Origin of the sequence: Microbacterium bandirmense (assembly GCF_037204185.1) — a bacterium.
Lineage (GTDB): Bacteria > Actinomycetota > Actinomycetes > Actinomycetales > Microbacteriaceae > Microbacterium > Microbacterium bandirmense.
Genome location: NZ_JBBDGM010000016.1, coordinates 1 through 18,581, shown reverse-complemented (window position 1 = coordinate 18,581; position 18,581 = coordinate 1). Strand labels below are relative to the sequence as shown.

At 65.4% G+C, this 18,581-nt stretch carries 18 protein-coding genes and 2 tRNA genes; 13 read left to right on the top strand and 7 right to left on the bottom strand.

Annotated elements, in window-relative coordinates; genetic code table 11:
• Positions 1-478: 478 nt before the first annotated feature.
• The 6 genes from rsmG to rpmH all read right to left on the bottom strand — a co-directional run bounded on the left by rsmG (position 479) and on the right by rpmH (position 3,680).
• Positions 479-1,099, bottom strand: coding sequence for a 16S rRNA (guanine(527)-N(7))-methyltransferase RsmG (rsmG, locus tag WDU99_RS15105; RefSeq protein ID WP_337333288.1), 621 nt, complete (start codon positions 1,097-1,099; stop codon positions 479-481).
• 144 nt (positions 1,100-1,243) lie between these two features.
• Positions 1,244-1,738 carry a Jag family protein gene (locus WDU99_RS15100; protein ID WP_337333287.1) on the bottom strand — a complete coding sequence of 165 codons (495 nt, stop codon included), beginning with the start codon at positions 1,736-1,738 and terminating at the stop codon, positions 1,244-1,246.
• A complete protein-coding gene (gene yidC / locus WDU99_RS15095) occupies positions 1,738-2,802 on the bottom strand; it encodes a membrane protein insertase YidC (protein ID WP_337333286.1) in 1,065 nt (354 codons plus the stop codon). The genes WDU99_RS15100 and yidC overlap by 1 nt, the downstream gene beginning before the upstream one ends.
• A 3-nt stretch (positions 2,803-2,805) precedes the next feature.
• On the bottom strand, positions 2,806-3,156 hold the full coding sequence (gene yidD, locus WDU99_RS15090; protein ID WP_337333285.1) for a membrane protein insertion efficiency factor YidD: 351 nt from the start codon (positions 3,154-3,156) through the stop codon (positions 2,806-2,808).
• Positions 3,153-3,521, bottom strand: coding sequence for a ribonuclease P protein component (gene rnpA / locus WDU99_RS15085; protein ID WP_337333284.1), 369 nt, complete (start codon positions 3,519-3,521; stop codon positions 3,153-3,155). The genes yidD and rnpA overlap by 4 nt, the downstream gene beginning before the upstream one ends.
• Before the next feature lie 21 nt (positions 3,522-3,542).
• Positions 3,543-3,680, bottom strand: coding sequence for a 50S ribosomal protein L34 (rpmH, locus tag WDU99_RS15080; protein WP_022879826.1), 138 nt, complete (start codon positions 3,678-3,680; stop codon positions 3,543-3,545).
• 319 nt (positions 3,681-3,999) lie between these two features.
• On the opposite strand from rpmH, the gene dnaA reads away from it, so the two are divergent.
• From dnaA to WDU99_RS15020, 12 genes are all read left to right on the top strand, one after another.
• Complete coding sequence (gene dnaA, locus WDU99_RS15075; protein ID WP_337333283.1) at positions 4,000-5,394, top strand: chromosomal replication initiator protein DnaA; 1,395 nt, start codon at positions 4,000-4,002, stop codon at positions 5,392-5,394.
• 417 nt (positions 5,395-5,811) lie between these two features.
• On the top strand, positions 5,812-6,954 hold the full coding sequence (gene dnaN, locus WDU99_RS15070; protein WP_337333282.1) for a DNA polymerase III subunit beta: 1,143 nt from the start codon (positions 5,812-5,814) through the stop codon (positions 6,952-6,954).
• A gap of 53 nt (positions 6,955-7,007) precedes the next feature.
• Positions 7,008-8,186: a DNA replication/repair protein RecF gene (gene recF / locus WDU99_RS15065; RefSeq protein WP_337333281.1), complete on the top strand. Its 1,179-nt coding sequence runs from the start codon at positions 7,008-7,010 to the stop codon at positions 8,184-8,186.
• On the top strand, positions 8,179-8,664 hold the full coding sequence (locus tag WDU99_RS15060) for a DciA family protein (RefSeq protein WP_337333280.1): 486 nt from the start codon (positions 8,179-8,181) through the stop codon (positions 8,662-8,664). The genes recF and WDU99_RS15060 overlap by 8 nt, the downstream gene beginning before the upstream one ends.
• Before the next feature lie 117 nt (positions 8,665-8,781).
• Entirely contained in the window at positions 8,782-10,854 is a 2,073-nt protein-coding gene (gyrB, locus tag WDU99_RS15055; RefSeq protein WP_337333279.1) for a DNA topoisomerase (ATP-hydrolyzing) subunit B, read from the top strand.
• 61 nt (positions 10,855-10,915) lie between these two features.
• Positions 10,916-13,462: a DNA gyrase subunit A gene (gene gyrA / locus WDU99_RS15050; protein ID WP_337333278.1), complete on the top strand. Its 2,547-nt coding sequence runs from the start codon at positions 10,916-10,918 to the stop codon at positions 13,460-13,462.
• Positions 13,463-13,482: 20 nt separating this feature from the next.
• Positions 13,483-13,887, top strand: coding sequence for a DUF3566 domain-containing protein (locus tag WDU99_RS15045; protein WP_337333277.1), 405 nt, complete (start codon positions 13,483-13,485; stop codon positions 13,885-13,887).
• 230 nt (positions 13,888-14,117) lie between these two features.
• Positions 14,118-15,458, top strand: coding sequence for a sensor histidine kinase (locus tag WDU99_RS15040; protein WP_337333276.1), 1,341 nt, complete (start codon positions 14,118-14,120; stop codon positions 15,456-15,458).
• On the top strand, positions 15,446-16,177 hold the full coding sequence (locus WDU99_RS15035; RefSeq protein ID WP_337333275.1) for a response regulator transcription factor: 732 nt from the start codon (positions 15,446-15,448) through the stop codon (positions 16,175-16,177). Before WDU99_RS15040 ends, WDU99_RS15035 begins: the two co-directional genes overlap by 13 nt.
• The gene (locus tag WDU99_RS15030) at positions 16,177-16,974 is read left to right on the top strand and encodes a DUF4097 family beta strand repeat-containing protein (RefSeq protein WP_337333274.1); all 798 of its coding nucleotides are present in this window, start codon (positions 16,177-16,179) and stop codon (positions 16,972-16,974) included. The genes WDU99_RS15035 and WDU99_RS15030 overlap by 1 nt, the downstream gene beginning before the upstream one ends.
• Before the next feature lie 53 nt (positions 16,975-17,027).
• Positions 17,028-17,101, top strand: a tRNA-Ile gene (locus tag WDU99_RS15025).
• Between the two features lie 37 nt (positions 17,102-17,138).
• A tRNA-Ala gene (locus WDU99_RS15020) sits at positions 17,139-17,211 on the top strand.
• A 49-nt stretch (positions 17,212-17,260) separates the two neighbouring features.
• Here WDU99_RS15020 and WDU99_RS15015 read toward each other — a convergent pair.
• Positions 17,261-17,572, bottom strand: a complete 312-nt coding sequence (locus tag WDU99_RS15015; protein WP_337333273.1) for a hypothetical protein — start codon at positions 17,570-17,572, stop codon at positions 17,261-17,263.
• A gap of 219 nt (positions 17,573-17,791) precedes the next feature.
• Here WDU99_RS15015 and WDU99_RS15010 point away from each other — a divergent pair, with 219 nt between their 5' ends.
• Positions 17,792-18,034 (top strand): hypothetical protein, encoded by a 243-nt coding sequence (locus tag WDU99_RS15010; protein WP_337333346.1) that lies wholly within the window; start codon positions 17,792-17,794, stop codon positions 18,032-18,034.
• The last annotated feature ends 547 nt before the right edge of the window (positions 18,035-18,581 follow it).

Below are 18,581 nucleotides of genomic sequence, written 5' to 3'. Positions count from 1 at the left end.
TCACGTGAAACGCCTACTTGTGGACAACAGTGGAAGGATGCGTTTCGTCTCGCTACGCTCGCTCAACGACCGGGAGCTTCTCCTCACCGGTCATTGAGCGAGGAGCGAAGCGACGAGACGAAATGCCTACCCGTCGGTGCCCGCGCGTTTCGACTCGCTGTGCTCGCTCAACGACCGGGAGCTTCCCCGACCGGTCACTGAGCGAGGAGCGAAGCGACGAGACGAAATGCCTACCCGTCGGTGCCCGCGCGTTTCGTCTCGCTTCGCTCGCTCAACGACCGAGGGCTTCTCCCCCACCGGTCATTGAGCGAGGAACGAAGTGACGAGGCGAAATGCCCACCTGCTGGTGCCGGCGCGTTTCGTCTCGCTGCGCTCGCTCAACGACCAGGGATGTTTCACGTGAAACGCGTACTTGTGGACAAGCGTGAAGGGATGTGTTTCGTCTCGCTGCGCTCGCTCAACGACCGGGAACAAGCGGTCAGCGCACGCGGGCTCGGAACACGCGGGTGGGCTCGTCGAGAACGCCCTCGCCCAGCACTTCCACCCTGACGTCGGAGAGCTTGTGCTTCTTGAACATCTTCTGCGCGGCGTCGATCTCAGCGGGCACGTTGTGCCCCTTCAGCAGGATCAGTTCCCCGCCATCCTTCACCAGCGGTGCGGTGATGGGCACCAAGGTGCGCAATGCGCTGACGGCACGTGCGGTGACGGCGTCGAACTCGAGGCCCACATCCTCGCCACGGGCACGCATCACCCGCACGTTGTCCAGACCGAGCGATTCGACCTGCTCGTTCAGCCAGGTGACCCGGCGCTCCATCGGTTCGATGAGGGTGAGCTGCACGTCAGGACGAGCAATCGCGAGCACCAGACCGGGCAGTCCCGCGCCGGACCCCACATCTGCGACCGAACCGTCGAACAACGGTGCAGCGATCGCAGAGTTCAGGATGTGCCGCGTCCAGATGCGTGGAAGCTCCAGCGGGCCGATCAGTCCGCGGGTCTCACCCTCGGCGACCAGGGCATCCGTGTACCGGCGTGCGAGGTCGAGGCGAGGGCCAAACAGGTCGACGGCCGCGGCGGGCTCGATCTCAGGGGTCGTGGGCATTTCGTCTCGCTTCGCTCGCTCAATGACCGGATGGGCGGTGTTTGGGTCTGCGGCCCGGCGCATTTCGACTCGCTTCGCTCGCTCAATGACCGGTGGGGGAAACTCGCTCAATGACCGGCGCACCCCACCGTTTCACGTGAAACATCACCGGCGGGTGATGACAGTGTGGCGGTCTGCGCCGTCTCCGTACGACTCAGACACCAGGCCGCGCTCCGACACGATGTCGTGCACCAGCTTCCGTTCATAGCTCGACATCGCCGGCAGCGAAGCCTGGCTTGCACCGCCATCGAGCTTCGTCACAGCAGCATCCACCAGCGATTCGAGCTGACGGCGACGGGTGTCGCGCGAACCGCCGATGTCGAGAATCAGACGCGAGAAGGCGCCCGTCTTGCTCTGCACAGCGAGGCGGGTCAGTTCCTGCAGCGCCTGCACGGTGTCGGGGGCAGACAGCACCGACAGCCCTTCGGTCTCCGCCTCGACCGAGACGTAGGCACGCCCCTGCCGCACATCGAGGTTCAGATCACCATCGATGTCGGCGATGTCGAGCAGCTCCTCCAGGAAGTCGGCCGCGACGTCGCCCTCGTGCTCGAGCTCCTCGACCGTGGGGCCGGCGTGAGTCTTCAGATCTTCAGAAGTCATCAGTTGGACCCCTTCTTCTTCGCGCGCTTCTTGCTCATCGGCTGCTCCCGCTTGGGCGCAGCAGCCTTGGCCCGCTCCGCTTCCTCGAGCTTGCGCTGCTCCTCGGCCTGCACGATCTCGATCGGAACGACCTTGCCCTGTGCGTTGACAGCCTTGCCCTTGCGCGCCAGGCGCTCCTCGCGAGCCTTCGCGGCCTCGGAACCCGGGGTCGGCATCTCGCGGATGATCAGGAACTGCTGCCCCATGGTCCACAGGTTCGACACGAACCAGTAGATGACGACACCGAGCGGGAAGAACACACCCGAGAAGATGAAGCCCAGCGGCAGCACGTAGAGCATGATCTTCTGCATCTGATACGCCTGGCCGGTCTTGGCCTCGGGCGACAGGTTCTTCGAGATGATCTGCAGCTGTGTGAAGAACTGCGACACGATCATCAGCACCACAAGGATGGCGAGCAGGATGATCGCCGGCGTGTTGCCTGCATCCCACGCCTCGCCGAGTGTCTCGTGCAGCGACACAGAGCCGAACAGCTTGGCGTCATAGAACTGCATGGTGAGTTCCGGGCTCAGCAGGCCGACTCCGCCGACTCCGGCCTCAGCGTGCATCTTGACATCGCGCAGCACGCTGAACAGCGCGAAGAAGATCGGCATCTGCACCAGCAGCGGCAGACAGCTCGACATCGGCGTCGTGCCGTGCTTCTTGTACAGCGCCATCGTCTCGCGGCTCATCGCCTCACGAGAGAGCTGATCCTTCTTGCCCTTGTACTTCTCCTGAACTTTTCGCAGTTCAGGAGCGATTTCCATCATCTTGCGCTGGCTCTTGATCTGCTTCACGAACAGCGGGAAGACCGCCGCGCGCACCACGATCACGAGCCCGACGATCGACAGCACCCACGTGATGCCATCGGCTTCCGGCATGCCGGCTGCCGTGAGCAGCCAGTGCCACGCGACGAGGATCAGCTCGACCGCCCACTTCAGCGGCCACAGGATGACGCCGATGAGGTCGAACCCGCCGCCGGAATCCTCGGCGGCCAGAGTGCTTGCGACCAGGAGGTCAAGACCCACTGTTCAGTCCTTTCGAGCAGGTACGACGAAACCGCGTTCGGTCAGGTCGTATCGGAAGTGAGCGTGCGGACGGACGTCGTCGACGCCACCCTTGCTCCACGGATTGCATCGCAGGATGCGCCATGTCGAGAGCACTGCTCCCCACACTGCGCCGTGCTGCTGCACCGCTCCTACAGCGTACGCGGAACAGGACGGGTAATACCTGCACACGTCGCCATACAGCGGCGAGATGATCGCCCGGTACAAGACCAGGAGGGCGAGGACGAGGTTGCGCGGCAGCACGAGGAGACCGCGAGCGAGGTCGGATGCCCGGAACTTCGCCGTTCCGAAGGCGTACGAGGGCAGCGCACTCACGACGACACCGGGGTGACCGGCCGCGCCGCGCCACCGATCTGCCTGTCCAGGCAGCGTGCCACGTCGGCACGCAGCGCCGAGTACTCCGCCGTCGCGGACGCAGGAAGGGCACGGATGACGACATCCGTGCCCTCGGGAACCATCGCGACGAACTCCGCGCACACGGCCTTGAGGCGACGGCGAACGGAGTTGCGAACCACGGCGGTTCCTACCTGCTTGCTGATGATGAAACCGAACCTGGGAGGCCGCTGCTGCGCGCCCACGAGCACTGAGGTGATCAGTCGAGCGCCGCCACACCGTGCACCACGACGGACGACCTGTCGGTAGTCGATGCCGCTGGTCAGACGATTCGGCCGGGCGAGCACGACGTGGTCCGGGCGAAGGCGTTACGCCGAGAGCTCGGTGCGGCCCTTCGCGCGGCGTGCCGACAGGATGGCGCGGCCGGCGCGGGTGCGCATGCGTGCACGGAAGCCGTGCTTCTTGGCGCGACGACGGTTGTTGGGCTGGAAAGTGCGCTTGCTCATGGAATCACTCCGGAACTGGTGTCACCGGGTCAGACATCCGGAGACAAGGGGGTACTGCCGTTAGGCATAAGTCAACCGATTAAGGGTACGACCTGCCGCGGCGCAGGGCAAATCCACCGCGAGATGCCACCATCTGACCCGCGAGTTGCGCACAGCCATTATCCACAACTGTGGAGACGGCGACGGTGTACGACACACCCGCGTGTTTCCGGGGGCGGCTTGCTGTTCGCCCTGGCTGTGGCTACCGTTGCATCGAACGTTATCCACAGGGGGAGATCACGCTTCAAGGCGACCTTTCCACAACCTCGCCCGGAGCACCATGAACTCAGCAGCCCAGCCCGACGTACCCATCTGGTCGACACTGCTCGAGCGTCTCTCCGCCGATGAGCGCGTCAGTCCTCAGCTGCGCGGCTTTCTCAGCCTGGTGGTGCCGGCCGGAGTGATGGGCGGGGTGCTGTACCTCGATGTGCCGAACGACCTGACCGCGGCCCAGATCAACAAGCGCCTGCGGATCCCTCTCATGGAGGCGCTCTCGTCGATCGGCGACGAGGTCACCTCGTACCGCACTGTCGTGAACCACGAGCTCGCCGACCAGCAGACAGCGCCGATCGCCGTTCCCGACTTCACCACGCCGGAGCCGATCCGCATCGAGTCGCCGATCGATCAGCATCCGACTCCCCTGCGCCACGAATCGCGTCTGAACCCGAAGTACACCTTCGACAACTTCGTCATCGGACAGTCCAACCGCTTCGCGCACGCCGCGGCGGTCGCCGTGGCCGAGGCGCCGGCCAAGGCCTACAACCCGCTGTTCATCTACGGCGATTCGGGTCTGGGCAAGACGCACCTGCTGCACGCGATCGGCGACTACGCGCAGTCCCTGTATTCCGGGGTGAAGGTGCGGTACGTCTCCAGCGAGGAATTCACGAACGACTTCATCAACTCGATCGCGAACAACCGCGGCGCCGCCTTCCAGAGCCGCTACCGCGAGGTCGACATCCTGCTGATCGACGACATCCAGTTCCTGCAGGGACGCGCCGAGACGCAGGAGGCGTTCTTCCACACCTTCAACCAGCTGCACGATCACAACAAGCAGGTCGTGATCACCAGTGATGTCGCGCCGAAACTGCTGACAGGGTTTGAGGACCGGATGCGCAGCCGATTCGAGTGGGGCCTGATCACCGATGTGCAGGCACCCGACCTCGAGACGCGCATCGCGATCCTGCGCAAGAAGGCGCAGAGCGAGTCGCTGCACATCCCCGACGAGGTGCTCGAATACATCGCGACGGTGGTCTCGTCGAACATCCGCGAACTCGAGGGTGCCCTCATCCGGGTGTCGGCCTTCGCCAGCCTCAACCGGTCGTCACTCGACATCGCGCTGGCGCAGACCGTGCTGCGCGACATCGTCGACACCACCGAGGACAACATCATCTCGCCGACGGACATCATCACGGCGACGGCGGCGTACTTCAAGCTGACGGTCGACGACCTCTACGGGTCGAGCCGTTCGCAGCAGATCGCCACGGCCCGGCAGATCGCGATGTACCTGTGCCGTGAGCGCACCAGTCTGTCGCTGCCGAAGATCGGTCAGCTGTTCGGAAACCGCGACCACACCACGGTGATGTACGCGTGCAAGAAGATCAGCGAGCTCATGAAGGAACGCCGCTCGATCTACAACCAGGTCACCGACATCACCACGCAGATCAGTCGGCGCTGACGCCCCGACACGCCTGCGATCACGCGGGAAGACCGCAGTTATCCGCATGGCCTGTGGATAACTTGTGCAAAAGACGCGCGTCGGATGCCCGAATCATCACTGACTGTGGATAACTCCACAATGCATCTCGAGTGCCCGCACCCTCGAAACCCGCGGATTCCTCAGGGTCTCCACATCTCACACGGATGTAGTTACCTACTCTCCAGTGATATCCACCGACTTATCCACAGTCTCCACAGTTGTTAACATCGTTAAGAGATCTCCCTCTGAGAATGGTCATCCGATCACCAGACAGATGTGGACGAGCCGAGAACGACGAGAACATCCGGATAGTGGAGCCACGGCACCGTGCGACTAGCATGGGATCGCCTGCAGTGGGCCCACCGCAGGCGATAGAAGTACAACGAGGGAGCGCCCGTGAGGTTTCAGGTCAACCGCGATGTGTTCAGCGAGGCTGTGTCCTTCGTCGTCAAGCTGCTCCCGCAGCGCAATCCCCAGCCGATCCTCGCGGGTGTGCTGATCGAGGCATCCGATCAGGGACTGACCCTCTCGGCCTTCGATTACGAGGCATCGGCGCGCACCACGATCGAGGCGACGGTCGATGAGCCAGGCACGATCCTCGTGCACGGGCGCCTGCTCTCCGACATCGCGAGCCGACTGCCGAACGCCCCCATTCAGATCGCCGTCGAGGAAGACGGCGGAATCGCTGTCACCTGCGGATCCGCGCGCTTCACGCTGGCATCTATGCCCGTCGAGGAATATCCCTCGATTCCCGAAGTCGCCGGTGCCACGGGTGTCGTCCCGGCGGAGGACTTCGGCACCGCGATCGCACAGGTCGCCTTCGCCGCGTCCCGCGACGACGTCACCCCGGTGCTGACCGGTGTGCAGCTGGAGGTCGCCGGGCAGAACCTCAGCCTGGTCGCGACCGACCGCTACCGGGTGTCGCTGCGCGATGTGCCGTGGGACGGTGCCGAATCCGAGCAGACAGCCCTCGTTCCGGCACGCACGCTGACCGAGGTCGGCAAGACCTTCGCGCACGCCGGCAACATCGAGATCGCGTTCTCGGGCGCCGGGGACCGCGAGATCATCGCGTTCACCTCGGGTAACAAGACGGTGACCTCGCTGCTGATCAAGGGCAACTTCCCGCCGGTGCGACGGCTGTTCCCCGAGCAGACCGACCACTACGCGGTCGTCAACACCGCCGATCTCATCGAGGCCGTGCGCCGTGTCGCGCTCGTGCTCGACCGGTCGGCGCCGCTGCGGTTCACCTTCTCGAGCGACAGCGTGACCATGGACGCGTCGGGCAGCGAGCAGGCACGGGCATCCGAGTCGGTCGACGCGCACCTGAACGGCGGCGACGATGTCACGCTCGGCCTGAACCCGCAGTACCTGCTCGAGGCACTCGGTGCGGTCAAGAGCGAATTCACCCGCGTCACGTTCACATCGAGTGACAACGCCAACAAGCTCAGCCCGGTGCTGATCACCAGCCAGATCTCGGTCGATCAGGCCGGTCTGGACTCGTTCAAGTACCTGCTGCAGCCGAACCTGCTGCTGCGCTGACCCACCCGACGGGACGCCGTCCCCGTGTCCCCGCCCGAAGGTAGGCTGATCGGGTGATTGTGGAGCACCTGAATCTGGTCGATTTCCGCAATTACGCGACCGCCGATCTCACGCTTCATCGTGGGCCGAATGTGCTCGTGGGCAGCAACGGCCAGGGCAAGACGAACCTCGCCGAGGCGATCGTCTTCCTCGCCACGCTCGGATCCCACCGGGTGTCGTCGGATGCTCCGATGGTGCGTGATGGCAGCGAGTTCGCGGTCATCCGGGCCCGGCTGGCGCACGGCACGCGCAGCGTGCTCGTCGAGGTGCAGCTGAACCGGCAGGGATCGAACAAGGCCCGCATCAACGGATCGCCCTCGAAGCCCAATGAGCTTCCGCGCTATGCGCATGTCGTGCTGTTCGCGCCGGAAGACCTGCAGATCGTGCGCGGCGATCCGTCGTCGCGCCGGCGGTTCGCGGATCAGCTTCTGATCCAGCGCATCCCGCGGATGGCGGGTGTGCTCGCGGATTACGACCGCGTGCTTCGGCAGCGCAATGCGCTGCTGAAGTCGGCCCGCGCACGTGGCGTGCGCGGCGAGGGCCTCAGCACCCTCGACGTGTGGGATGACAAGCTCGTCGCGCTCGGCTCGGAGATCATCCATGCCCGGCTGCGGCTCGCGAGCGATCTGCAGGGTCCGCTCACCGATGCATACGCGGCGATCGCAGGCGCCGATCACCGCCCGCAGCTCGAGTGGGCGCTGTCGGTGCGCGGTGGCGATCCCGAAGACGGAGAGACGGATGCTGACGCCGATGTCCGTGGCGAGATAGAGGACCTCTTCCGCACAGCTCTGCAGCAGAAGCGTGCGAAGGAGGTGGACCGCGGACTCACCCTCGTCGGCCCGCACCGTGACGATCTCATCCTGCGGGTGCGTGATCTTCCGGTGAAGGGGTACGCCTCACACGGCGAGTCGTGGTCGGTCGCGCTGGCATTGCGGCTGGCATCGGCCGAGTTGCTGCGCAACGAGTCGCCCGCCGGCGATCCGGTTCTGATCCTGGATGACGTCTTCGCCGAGTTGGATGCTGATCGTCGCCGGCGTCTCGCGTCGTTGACCTCCGGTTACGAGCAGGTCATCGTCACCGCAGCCGTCGAGGCGGACATCCCCGAAGTGCTGCACCGGCATGTCGTGCACATCAGTGCGGGTACGATCAGCGACGAGCGCACCGAGACGGCGAAAGATGGTGATGATGACTGACCCGCAGCCCCCTGAGACCGTCGCCACCTATCTGCGTCTGCGCGGTCTGAAGCCGAGCTCGAAGAACTGGAAGCGCAAGAAGCGCCTGGTCGTCGATGATGACAACGCACCCTTCACCAAGGGCCGCGATCCAGGAACCCTCGGCGATGTGCTCGACAAGCTGACGAAGGACTCGGGCTGGGAGAAGACCCTGGCCGCCGAGGACCTGGTGCGGCAGTGGGCAGAGCTGGCCGGAGGTGACACGGCGAAGCACTCCGAGCCGGTCTCACTCGAGCGAGGCGTGCTCACCGTGAAGTGCGATTCCACCGCCTGGGCGAAGAATCTGCAGTTCATGCGCGCCGTGATCATGACCGAGATCACGAACCGCTATCCGGATGCCGGAGTCGCGAACCTGCGATTCATCGGACCGGACGTGCCGTCGTGGAAGTGGGGACCGCGCGTCGTGCCCGGACGGGGCCCACGAGACACCTACGGGTAGGGCATCACGAACGCACCTCCAAGCGCTCAGAACGCCACACACGGTCTTTGAGCCGCATATCGCCCGTCGAAACCGGCTAGAATGGCAGGGAACTTTCGATGTGGAGACCAACCTCTGATGACGCCTGAAACCCCTGCCGACGACAACGACATCTCGACGAACCCTTCGACGGACTCAGGGCAAGCGGCGCAGACCGTGGGCGGGCAGGACGCCAGCGATTACGGTGCTGATTCGATCCAGATCCTCGAGGGTCTCGAGGCCGTGCGCAAGCGGCCCGGAATGTACATCGGCTCCACCGGCCCGCGCGGTCTGCACCACCTGGTGTACGAGATCGTCGACAACTCCGTCGATGAGGCGCTGGCCGGCTACGCGGACCGCATCCGTGTGACGCTGCTCGAGGACGGCGGCGTCCGCGTGGTCGACAACGGCCGTGGCATCCCCGTCGATCCGCACTCCTCCGACCCGACCAAGTCGACCGTCGAGGTCGTGCTGACGATCCTGCACGCCGGCGGCAAGTTCGGCGGCGGCGCGTACGCCGTCTCCGGTGGTCTGCACGGCGTCGGCTCATCGGTGGTGAATGCCCTCTCGACGCGCTTCGAGGTGGAGGTCAAGCAGAAGGGGCACGTCTGGCGGCACACCTTCGCCGAAGGTGGCGTACCCCAGCAGTCGCTCGAGAAGGGCGAGGAGACCACCGAGACCGGAACCTGCATCACGTTCTGGCCCGACCCGTCGATCTTCGTCGAGACGGTCGACTTCGACTATGAGACGCTGCGCACCCGCTTCCAGCAGATGGCGTTCCTCAACAAGGGGCTGCGCATCTCGCTGAGCGATGAGCGACCGGCATCCGCCTACGAGGTCGAGATCGATGGTGCGCTCGTCAGCAAGCAGCCGTCGGACGACTTCCTCTACGAGCGCGGACTGGTCGACTACGTCGAATACCTCAACAAGGTGCGCAAGATCGACGTCGTCAACGACGAGATCATCGACTTCGAAGCCGAGGACACCGAGCGCAAGATCTCGCTCGAGGTGGCGATGCAGTGGACCACCTCGTACACCGAGAACGTGTTCACCTATGCGAACACGATCAACACCCACGAGGGCGGCACGCATGAAGAGGGCTTCCGCGCCGCGCTCACGAGCCTCGTGAACCGGTACGCCCGCGCGAACAACCTGCTCAAGGAGAAGGACGACAACCTCTCGGGCGACGACGTGCGCGAGGGCCTGACCGCCGTCATCTCGATCAAGCTCGGCGAGCCGCAGTTCGAGGGTCAGACCAAGACGAAGCTCGGCAACACCGAGGCGAAGACCTTCGTGCAGAAGATCGTCAACGACCAGCTCGGCGACTGGCTCGACCGCAACCCCACGCAGGCGAAGAGCGTGATCCGCAAGGCGATCGACGCCGCCACTGCGCGCCTCGCCGCGCGGAAGGCGCGTGAGACCGCTCGTCGCAAGAGCGTCTTCGAGTCGGCGGCCATGCCCGACAAGCTGAAGGACTGCACCAGCAAGGACCCGTCGATCAGCGAGATCTTCCTCGTCGAGGGTGACTCGGCCGGCGGCTCGGCCGTACAGGGTCGCGATCCGCACACCCAGGCGATCCTGGCGCTGCGCGGCAAGATCCTCAACGTCGAGCGCGCGCGTCTCGACAAGGCTCTCGCGAACAAGGAGGTCCAGGCGATGATCCAGGCCTTCGGCACGGGCATCGGCGAGGACTTCGACATCGAGAAGGCGCGATACCACAAGATCGTGCTGATGGCGGATGCCGATGTCGACGGCCAGCACATCACGACGCTGCTGCTGACGCTGCTGTTCCGCTACATGCGCGGACTCATCGAGGCCGGTTTCGTGTACCTCGCGATGCCGCCGCTGTACCGGCTGAAGTGGTCGAATGCGCCGCACGAGTACGTGTATTCGGATGCTGAGCGCGATGCTCTGCTCAAGCACGGCGCCGAGAACGGCAAGCGCCTGCCGAAGGACGCCCCCGTGCAGCGCTACAAGGGTCTCGGCGAGATGAACGCCAAGGAGCTGTGGGAGACCACGATGGACCACACCACGCGCACCCTGCGCCAGGTGACCATCGAAGACGCGGCTGCCGCGGACGAGATCTTCAGCGTGCTGATGGGTGAGGACGTCGAGTCGCGACGCACTTTCATCCAGCGCAACGCCAAGGACGTCCGCTTCCTCGATATCTAATACCCCGCTCTGCGAGCGAAGCGGCATCCGCAATCCCGAACCATGAGTACGGAAAAGACACATGACTGACGAAGAACGCCCCGACCCCAACGCCGAGCACGTGCACGGCCGCATCAGCCAGGTCGACCTGCAGTCCGAGATGCAGCGCAGCTACCTCGACTACGCGATGGCCGTCATCGTGGGCCGCGCCCTGCCCGATGTGCGCGACGGCCTCAAGCCCGTGCACCGCCGGGTGATCTACGGCATGTACGACGGGGGGTTCCGCCCCGACAAGTCGTTCTCGAAGTGCGCCCGCGTCGTCGGCGAGGTGATGGGTCAGTACCACCCGCACGGTGACTCGGCGATCTACGACACCCTCGTGCGCCTGGTGCAGCCGTGGTCGCTGCGCTATCCGCTCGCCCTCGGCCAGGGCAACTTCGGCTCACCGGGCAACATGGGGGCGGCCGCTCCCCGGTACACCGAGACGAAGATGGCTCCGCTCGCGCTCGAGATGGTGCGCGACATCGAAGAGGAGACCGTCGACTTCTCGCCGAACTACGACGGTCAGACGCAGGAGCCCGACGTCCTGCCGGCGCGGTTCCCGAACCTGCTGGTCAACGGATCGATCGGCATCGCAGTCGGCATGGCGACCAACATCCCGCCGCACAACCTGCGCGAGGTGTCGGCGGCGGCGCTCTGGGCACTGGAGAACCCCGGGCTGCCCCGCGAGGAGCTGCTCGACGGTCTCATCCAGCGCATTCCCGGTCCTGATTTCCCGACCGGCGCGCAGATCCTCGGCACCAAGGGCATCCACGAGGCGTACCGCACCGGTCGCGGCTCGATCACGATGCGCGCGGTCGTCGAGGTGGAAGAGATCCAGGGTCGCACCTGCCTGGTCATCACCGAGCTGCCGTACCAGGTCAACCCCGACAACCTGGCCGTGAAGATCGGCGAGCTCGCCCGCGATGGCAAGATCACCGGCATCGCCGACATCCGCGACGAGTCATCGGACCGCACCGGTCAGCGCCTCGTCGTCGTGCTCAAGCGCGACGCGGTCGCCAAGGTCGTGCTGAACAACCTCTACAAGCACACCCAGTTGCAGGACAACTTCGGCGCGAACATGCTCGCGATCGTCGACGGCGTGCCGCGCACCCTCGCGCTCGACGGCTTCATCACCCACTGGCTCGACCACCAGCTCGACGTGATCGTGCGCCGCACCACCTACCGCCTGCGCAAGGCGGAGGAGCGGATGCACATCCTGCAGGCGTTCCTGAAGGCGCTCGACGCACTCGACGAGGTCATCGCGCTGATCCGCCGCTCCCCCACGGTCGCCGAGGCGAACGAGGGGCTGCGTGGGCTGCTCTCGATCGACGAGGCGCAGGCCGACGCGATCCTGCTGATGCAGCTGCGTCGCCTCGCCGCGATGGAGCGCCAGAAGATCATCGACGAGGCGACCGAGCTCGAGGCGAAGATCGTCGACTACAAGGACATCATCGCCACCGAGTCCCGGCAGCGCGACATCGTGCGCACCGAGCTGACCGAGATCGTCGACCGGTTCGGCGACGAGCGACGCACGCACATCCTGCACGGGTACGACGGCGACATGTCGATGGAAGACCTGATCCCCGTCGAGGAGATGGTCGTCACCGTCACCCGCGAGGGATACATCAAGCGCACCCGCAGCGACAACTACCGGTCGCAGCACCGCGGCGGCAAGGGTGTCAAGGGCGCGCAGCTGCGCGCCGACGACCTGGTGGAACATTTCTTCGTCACCACGACGCACCACTGGCTGCTGTTCTTCACCGACAAGGGCCGGGTGTACCGCACCAAGACCTACGAGGTGCCCGAGGCCGGCCGCGACGCGAAGGGTCAGCACGTCGCGAACCTGCTCGCCCTGCAGCCCGACGAGAAGATCGCGCAGGTGCTGGCGATCCGCGACTACGAGGCCAAGGACTACCTCGTGCTCGCCACGCAGGGCGGCCTGGTGAAGAAGACCCGCCTCGGCGACTACGACACCAACCGTCAGGGTGGTGTCATCGCGATCCGCATGCGCGAGGGCGACGAGCTGGTCAGCGCGAAGCTGGTCAACGCCGATGAGGACATCCTGCTCATCAGCGCCAAGGGCATGTCGGTGCGCTTCCACGCCACCGACGACGCGCTGCGCCCGATGGGCCGCGCGACCGAGGGGGTGCGCGGCATGAAGTTCAAGGACGACGAGGACCACCTGCTGTCAGCATCCGTCGTCGCCGACGACTCGTTCGTCTTCACCGTCACCGACGGAGGGTACGCGAAGCGCACCAGCGTCGCCGAATACAAGGTGCAGAAGCGCGGCGGAACCGGCATCAAGGTGGCCAAGCTGAGCGATGAGCGCGGCGAACTCGCGGGCGGTCTGATCGTCTCCGAGGACGACGAGGTCTTGGTGGTTCTGTCCAGCGGCAAGGTGGTACGCTCTGCCGTGGCCGAGGTGCCCGCCAAGGGCCGCGACACCATGGGAGTCGTGTTCGCCCGCACCACGGGCGGTGACCGCATCCTCGCCGTCGCCCGCAACAGTGAGCGGGTCGTCGCCGATGAGGACGAGACCGCGGAAGAGACCTCCGAGCCGCAGACACCCGAGACCCCCGAAGCCTGATCTGAAGAGAGCACCGACACATGAGCACAGTCGCGGACAAGCTGGCGAAGAAATCCACCCGCAAGACCGGCGGCAAGCAGGTGCGCCTGCGCCTGGTCTACGTGGACTTCTGGTCGGCCGTGAAGCTGTCGTTCCTCGGCGCGGTGGCGCTGGCGATCGTGACCATGGTGTCGTTCTTCCTGGTCTTCATGGTGCTGCAGGCGACGAACGTCATCGCCCAGGCCGGTGAGATCCTCGACACTCTCACCGACGGCAGCGTCGACTTGGAGAGCCTGCTCGGGCTGCCGCAGGTGATGGCGTTCGGCGCCGTCGTCTCGATCCTCAACCTCATCGTGTTCACCGTGCTCGGCGCCGTCGTCGCGGGAATCTACAACCTGGCAGTGAAGGTGACGGGCGGGCTGCTCGTCGGGTTCATGTCCAACTGACCCGTCCTCAGACGGACTCCGAAATCCCTCTTTCGCTCGCAGAGCGGGTGACCCCTCCCACTTCGTGGGGCCCTCCCCGATGCTCACGACAGAGGGATTTCTGCGTCCTCGGCGATGTTCGTGCACGCTATGCGGGCCGTGTACTCGAGTAGCCGAGTAGGGAAAACCCGAAACCAGGTCTCCGGCTGACCCCGTGTCGCGCGATACGCGTGAACCGTAGCGTTGTTGCCATGACCACGAATCCGACCCCTCCGCCCCCGGCACCGCCGGTGCCCCCGCCTTCGGCGCCCTCCGTCGCGTCGCCGGCACCCGTCACAACGGCCGGTGCACCACGGGATGCTGCCACTGCGCCGCTGCGGATCGTGCTGACCATCCTCGAGCTGGCGGCCCTCGGCGCCATCGGCTCCGCCGCACTCGGCGTGCTGACCGCCACGCTCGGCGCCGGTCTCGCACTGCTGTTCGTGTTCGGCATCGGACTGGTCTTCCTCGTCGGGCTCGTCTACGGGCTCTTCGGCGTCGCCTGGTTCGAGGTGCACCGCATCAGCGCCCTGTACGACCTGGAGTTGCCCGCCCTGCAGTGGCGGGTACGCACCAAGCCGGGCTTCGGCGGGTGGCTGAGCAACCTCGCGCGCCAGTCGATCAACGGTCCGATGTGGCGCGCGCTGGCCAACTTCGTGCTGGCCTGCATCGCCGGCACGCTCGTGATCCGGTTGTTCTGGGGCATGATCTGGTCGGCCTTCTTCGCCTTCGCCCCGGTGCGCGGCAGTGACACCGTCGACGGTCCGTTCGGCGCGGCGATCCAGACCGCGTGGGCCCCGCTGGCGGGCATCCTCGGCGTGCTCGCCGCCGCCGCGGGCATGGTCGGACTGGCACTGCTGCACCGCGTGATCAGCCGCGCACTGGTGGTGCCCAACCGCGAGGCCGAGTTGACCGCGCAGGTGCGCACCACCACCGCGCAGCGGGCCGGCGCCGTGCGCGCGGCAGAGCTCGAGCGCACCCGCATCGAACGCGACCTGCACGACGGGGTCCAGCCCCGACTGGTGTCGGTCGGCATGACGCTGGGACTCGCTCAGCAGAAGATCGACACCGACCCGGCTGCGGCCAAAGAGCTGATCGGCGAGGCGCACACCTCGACCAAGGCCGCGATCACCGAGCTGCGGCAACTCGCCCGTGGCATCCACACCTCCGTGCTCGACGACCGCGGACTCGACGCCGCGCTGTCGGCGCTGGCCGGACGCTCGCACATCCCCGTGCAGCTCGACGTGCGCATCGACCCGGCACAGGCGGACTGCCGCGACGCCGAAGCGGCCGTGTACTTCGCCATCGCCGAGTCGCTGACCAACGCCGCCAAGCACTCCCGCGCCAGCGAATGCCGCGTCGTGGTGCGCAGCCGCGACGGCGCCCTGTGGGCCCGCGTCGAGGACAACGGCATGGGCGGCGCACAGGTGCAGCCCGGCGGCGGCCTTGACGGCATCACCAACCGGATTCTCGCCGCCGGCGGCACGTTCCGCCTGGAGAGTCCGGCCGGCGGCCCGACCAGTCTGGAGGTGACGGTGCCATGCGCATCCTGATCTGCGAGGACTCCGTGCTGCTGCGCGAGGGCCTGGTGCGACTGCTCGACGACGCCGGCCACGAGGTGGTCGCGGCCCTGCCCGACACCGAGGGGCTGATGGATGCCGCGGTGGAATCCGCCCCCGACCTGTGCATCCTCGATGTACGGCTTCCGCCGACGTTCACCGACGAGGGCATCCGCGCCGCGCTGGCGCTGCGCGCCCAGCATCCGACCCTCCCCCTGCTCGTGCTCTCGCAATATGTCGAGGAGCGCTACGCGAGCGACCTCATCGCGGCCCAGAGTGGATCGGCTCAGAGCGGATCGGCCCAGAGCGGATCGGCCCAGGCCGCCTCGACTCAGGGCGGCGCGCTGGGCTACCTGCTGAAGGACCGCGTCGCCGACGTGGCCGAGTTCGTCGAGTCCGTTGAGCGGATCGCCGACGGTGCGACGGTGCTCGACCCCGAGGTCGTCGCGCAGCTGCTGACGCGCCGCAACCGCGACGAGCGGATGCTGCGGCTCACCGACCGCGAGCGCACCGTGCTCGCGCTCATCGCGGAAGGGAAGTCGAACAGCTCGATCGCCGGCCTGCTCTTTCTCAGTGCGGCGAGCGTCGAGAAGCACATCACCTCGATCTTCCAGAAGCTGGGGCTCGACCCCGAGGACGGCAACCGGCGGGTGCTCGCCGCGCTCGCCCACATCGACAACACACAGAACAGCAAGGAACAGGGAGGCCTGTGATGGCTACCAAGGCAGTGACAATCGCGCTGGCCGCATTCGGAGGGGTGGTGCTGCTCGGCGGCGGCACCGCCGCAGCAGTGGCCGGTGTCCATGCGATCGCCCCGACGTCTGAGGCGACGGCCACCGATGTGCGCGGCGTGCAGTCTCTCGATGCCCGGGTGGACGGCGCCGAACTGCGGGTCGAGTTCCATGACGGAGACGATGCGAGGTTGCGGGCCGAACGCGGATCGACCGACGGATGGACGCTGCGCACCGACGGCGGCGAACTGCAGGTGCGCAGCCCGCAGCGTGGCTGGTTCGGGTGGTTCACGCCCGATGTCTTCGGCGACGACTGGTTCGGCGAGGGCGACAGCGTCACGCTGCTGCTGCCGGAGTCTCTGGCGGGTATCGACGCCGACCTGACGCTGAACGCCGGCGCGCTCTCGGCCGACGGACGGTTCGGTGAGCTGGACGCTGACCTGAGCGCCGGCCGGATGGATCTGAACGGCTCGGCCGACAGCCTGGAGCTTTCGCTCAGCGCAGGTGCGGCCGGCGTGACGCTCGACGGTGTCGACGAGGCGAGTTTCGACGTGTCGGCAGGGCGGGCGGATGCTGAATTGACGGGTTCCGCGCCGAGTGAGGTGTCTGTCGAGGTCTCGGCCGGGCAGTTGAATCTGACCCTGCCCGAGGAGACGTACGACCTGCGCCAGGAGGTGTCGGCCGGGAGCCTGAACAGCGAACTGCGCCAGGATCCCGACAGCGCGAACGTCGTACGCGTATCGGTCTCGGCGGGCACGGTGAACCTGCGCGAAGGCTGACCGGCTCGATTTCTCATTTGCCCGTTGCATCGGGTAAAGTCTTGGAGGTTGACGGGGCTATAGCTCAGGCGGTTAGAGCGCTTCACTGATAATGAAGAGGTCCCAGGTTCAAGTCCTGGTAGCCCCACTCCGTTCGCGGAAATCCCGCGGTGACCGTGCCGCTCGGGGCCTTAGCTCAGTTGGTAGAGCGCCGCCTTTGCAAGGCGGATGTCAGGAGTTCGAATCTCCTAGGCTCCACAGAACGAAACCCCGGTCCCGTGCCGGGGTTTCTGCGTGTTCGCGAACCTCAGAGCGCGGCGAGACGGCGTGAGAACGCAGCGAGAGCATCCGCGATGGCGTGTACATCCGTCGGGTCGTCGCTTGCGAGACGCTCAGCGATCCAGGTTCGCGCCAGGGTTGCGGCAGGGAGTCCAGCCTTCTCGGCGGCTGCTTCGAGTGAGGCGATCTCTGATTCGCTCAGCCGGATCGAGTACACGCGTGACGCTTGGTTGCGACGCGTGATGACTGTGCCTGCGGCTGCGGGCGCATCGGGATTGGCCTCAGCTGCCTCAGCCTCGGCTTGCAGCAGTTCTGAAAGCTTGATGGTGTTCTCGCTCATGTTGTGTCTCCTCCCGTGATGTACCGCCGCGTGTCCAGATCATTCGAAGGCCAACCGTTCACCCCATGACGTGTGCCGTTGTGATCGAGAACGATGACCGTGATGAGACGTCCACTCAATGCCGCACGGCTACGAACCGTAATACGCCGCTCGGCTCCATGGCAGCACGCACCACGCGCGCGAACCACGTTGCCCACCGATCAGTGCCATGCCGGCATCATGACTCTCCCCCACGCTGACATCGACCCTGACGGACTGCTCGAGTACTCGGTGGTGTTCACCGATCGATCGCTGAATCACATGTCGGCGCGCTTCGTCGGCATCATGCAGCAGACGATCGACCTCGACGGTGTCGCGCTGAACAACCGGCCCCGGAAAATCCTCGGCTGGACGACACCAGTCGAGGTCTTCGCCGAACAGATACACTCACTCAAAACCGACGATGTTGCAACGATCGGTTGAACTCGCCCAATCTTCTGCAACATTGCTGCCCTTCGGCCACTTCGCCAACTGGACGTTCGCGATCATCTCGCGCTGCGTCCACGTGAGCTCCATCCCTCATCTACCTCACGCGCGCGTCTACGACGAGACAATGCGCCCAGTTGCGGGTCAGCGCCAGCACAGATAGCGTGGGTGGCCAGTTCCAGGCGAGGGTCAGTCCTCTAAACGTGGATAGGCGCAAGCAAAACACGCCCACACTCGGTGAGTCGTGAAAGCCGGAATGTATCACGTGGATAGCAGTATTTGGGCCGATAAAGTCCATCAATAGTGGAGGTTCGAAGTGCACACAAAAATGAGCCAGCTAAGAAGCCTTTATATGCGATTGGAGCGGTCTGCATCGCAGGTATCTTAGCCGCGACGCCGGCAGTCGCGAGCGACAGTTCCGCGTTGTCGATCGACGAACTCATCCCTGCACTTGGAATGCCGCAAGCAGAAAAGGATATTGTGCCGGATGATGTCAGATTGTCTGAATTGGGTGACATTGATAGTGAAAGCGTCCGACATATCG

What these genes read in the sequence shown, in the direction of transcription:
- rsmG (WP_337333288.1), bottom strand. Translation starts at nt 1,099, where the DNA reads ATGCCCACGACCCCTGAGATCGAGCCCGCCGCGGCCGTCGACCTGTTT.
- WDU99_RS15100 (WP_337333287.1), bottom strand. Translation starts at nt 1,738, where the DNA reads ATGACTTCTGAAGATCTGAAGACTCACGCCGGCCCCACGGTCGAGGAG.
- rpmH (WP_022879826.1), bottom strand. Translation starts at nt 3,680, where the DNA reads ATGAGCAAGCGCACTTTCCAGCCCAACAACCGTCGTCGCGCCAAGAAG.
- dnaA (WP_337333283.1), top strand. Translation starts at nt 4,000, where the DNA reads ATGAACTCAGCAGCCCAGCCCGACGTACCCATCTGGTCGACACTGCTC.
- WDU99_RS15060 (WP_337333280.1), top strand. Translation starts at nt 8,179, where the DNA reads ATGACTGACCCGCAGCCCCCTGAGACCGTCGCCACCTATCTGCGTCTG.
- gyrB (WP_337333279.1), top strand. Translation starts at nt 8,782, where the DNA reads ATGACGCCTGAAACCCCTGCCGACGACAACGACATCTCGACGAACCCT.
- gyrA (WP_337333278.1), top strand. Translation starts at nt 10,916, where the DNA reads ATGACTGACGAAGAACGCCCCGACCCCAACGCCGAGCACGTGCACGGC.
- WDU99_RS15045 (WP_337333277.1), top strand. Translation starts at nt 13,483, where the DNA reads ATGAGCACAGTCGCGGACAAGCTGGCGAAGAAATCCACCCGCAAGACC.
- WDU99_RS15040 (WP_337333276.1), top strand. Translation starts at nt 14,118, where the DNA reads ATGACCACGAATCCGACCCCTCCGCCCCCGGCACCGCCGGTGCCCCCG.
- WDU99_RS15035 (WP_337333275.1), top strand. Translation starts at nt 15,446, where the DNA reads ATGCGCATCCTGATCTGCGAGGACTCCGTGCTGCTGCGCGAGGGCCTG.
- WDU99_RS15030 (WP_337333274.1), top strand. Translation starts at nt 16,177, where the DNA reads ATGGCTACCAAGGCAGTGACAATCGCGCTGGCCGCATTCGGAGGGGTG.
- WDU99_RS15015 (WP_337333273.1), bottom strand. Translation starts at nt 17,572, where the DNA reads ATGAGCGAGAACACCATCAAGCTTTCAGAACTGCTGCAAGCCGAGGCT.
- WDU99_RS15010 (WP_337333346.1), top strand. Translation starts at nt 17,792, where the DNA reads ATGACTCTCCCCCACGCTGACATCGACCCTGACGGACTGCTCGAGTAC.